At 64.7% G+C, this 2,050-nt stretch carries 2 protein-coding genes; both read left to right on the top strand.

Annotated elements, in window-relative coordinates; all coding sequences use genetic code 11:
• The coding region (locus HU720_RS23865; protein ID WP_238337805.1) for a phosphopantetheine-binding protein at positions 1–477 on the top strand (477 nt) is incomplete at its 5' end.
• Positions 477–2,050: condensation domain-containing protein (locus HU720_RS23860; RefSeq protein WP_238337804.1), on the top strand; the 1,574-nt coding region annotated here is incomplete at its 3' end. The genes HU720_RS23865 and HU720_RS23860, both read left to right, overlap by 1 nt.

Here is a 2,050-nt window from a genome sequence, read left to right as displayed (position 1 = left end):
CTGGCCGGCGAAGTGGACGGCTGGCAAGCCCAATTGGCCGAACACCTGCGTCGCGGCCTGCCGGACTACATGGTGCCCAACCAATGGCTGGCGCTCGATGCACTGCCGCTTTCACCCAACGGCAAGCTAGACCGCAAGGCGCTGCCTGCCGTGGACGCCGCGCAATCGCAGCGCGAATACGTGGCGCCGCACAGCGAACTGCAGTGCCAGGTGGCGGCGATCTGGGCGCAAGTGCTCGGGCTTGAGCGGGTCGGCCTGACCGACAACTTCTTCGAACTGGGCGGGCATTCCCTGCTGGTGATCAATATCGTGTCGCGAATTCAACTTGAACTGGGGCTGAAACTGGTCCCGCAACTGCTGTTCCAGTATCCGGTGCTCGAAGCTCTGGTCAATCAACTGCAGGCCACTGGTGCACCGGTCCAGGCTTCGACCCTGAGCCGCCTGGAAGACCTGCTCGACGATATGGAGGGGCTGTGATGGACAGCACCGTCGCTGCGCGGATTGCCCGCCGTTTCATCACGTTGCCTCTGGACAAGCGCACGCTATACCTGGAGAAAATGCAGGCCGAAGGCGTATCGCCCGCCAACCTGCCTATCCCTGAGGTCCAATCGGCCTTCGAGCAGCTACCGCTGTCCTATGCCCAGGAGCGCCAGTGGTTCCTCTGGCAGCTAGAACCCGACAGCAGCGCCTACCATATCCCCATGGCCTTGCGCCTGCGGGGCCGGTTGGACCGCCAAGCGCTGCAAGGGGCGTTCGACCATCTGCTGCAACGCCACCAGACGCTGCGCACGCGCTTTGTCTTCGATCAGGCGCGTCCACTGCAGGTGATCGAGCCCGAGGCGCGCCTGCTGATTGCCCGCGAGCACGTGGGCCCGCTCGATGAGGCCGGCTTGCACGCCAAGGTGGCCGAGGAAACCCGCCGCACCTTCGACCTGGCCAACGGGCCTTTGCTGCGGGTACGTCTGCTGGAAATGGCGGCCGACGACCAGGTACTGATACTGACCCAGCACCATATCGTTTCTGACGGCGTGTCGATGCAACTGATGGTCGCCGAGCTGATTGCCGTGTACGCCGACCTGAGCCGTGGCCAGCCGCCTGCGCTGGCGCCGCTGCCGATTCAGTACGCGGACTATGCGTTGTGGCAGCGCCATTGGATGGAGGCCGGCGAGCGTGAGCGCCAACTGGCCTACTGGACGGAGCGGCTAGGCAAACAGCAACCGGTGCTGGAGCTGCCGCTGGACCGTTCGCGCCCGGCGCAGCCTAGCTACCGGGGGGCACGCCACAACCTCAGCCTGCCGACAGCCTTGGCTCAGGGCCTGCAGGCCTTGGCACGGACTGAAGGCTGCACGTCGTTCATGGTGCTGCTGGCCGCGTTCCACGCCTTGCTGCACCGCTACAGCGGGCAGGACGATATCCGTATCGGTGTGCCCAGTGCCAACCGCAATCGGGTCGAAACCGAGGGCCTGATCGGCTACTTCGTCAACACCCAGGTGATCGGTGCGCACGTCATCTGTGAGCAGCCGTTCATCGAGCTGCTGCGCCAGGTACGCCAACACGCACTGGATGCCCAGGCCTATCAGGAACTGCCGTTCGAGCAGTTGGTCGAGGCCTTGGCGCCGGAGCGCACCTTGGGGCTCAACCCGTTGTTTCAGGTCATGTTCAACCACCAGACGGCTGGCCGTGGCGCGGCCAGCGGGGCGAAGCTCGGCGAGTTGCAGATCGAGGCATTAGACAGCGCCACCGAGGTCGCACAGCTTGATTTGACCCTGGAGACGCGCGAGTCCCTACAGGGGCTTGAAGCCTCGTTCATCTATGCCACCGACCTGTTCGACCACGCGACCGTCGAGCGCATGGCCGAGCATTTCACCAACCTGTTGCAGGGCATCGTCGCCCAGCCTGAGCAAGCCGTGGCAGAGCTGCCGTTGCTGGGCACTGCCGAGCGTGAGCGCACCCTGCTGACTTGGAACGCGACTGCCGAGCAGTACCCGCTGGATCAGAGCATCCAGCAGCTGATCGAGGCGCAGGTGCTACGCACGCCTGAGGCGCCGGC

Source organism: Pseudomonas sp. SWRI51 (assembly GCF_014268825.1).
Taxonomy (GTDB): Bacteria; Pseudomonadota; Gammaproteobacteria; order Pseudomonadales; family Pseudomonadaceae; genus Aquipseudomonas; species Aquipseudomonas farsensis.
This window is presented reverse-complemented; position numbering and strand designations above follow the sequence as displayed.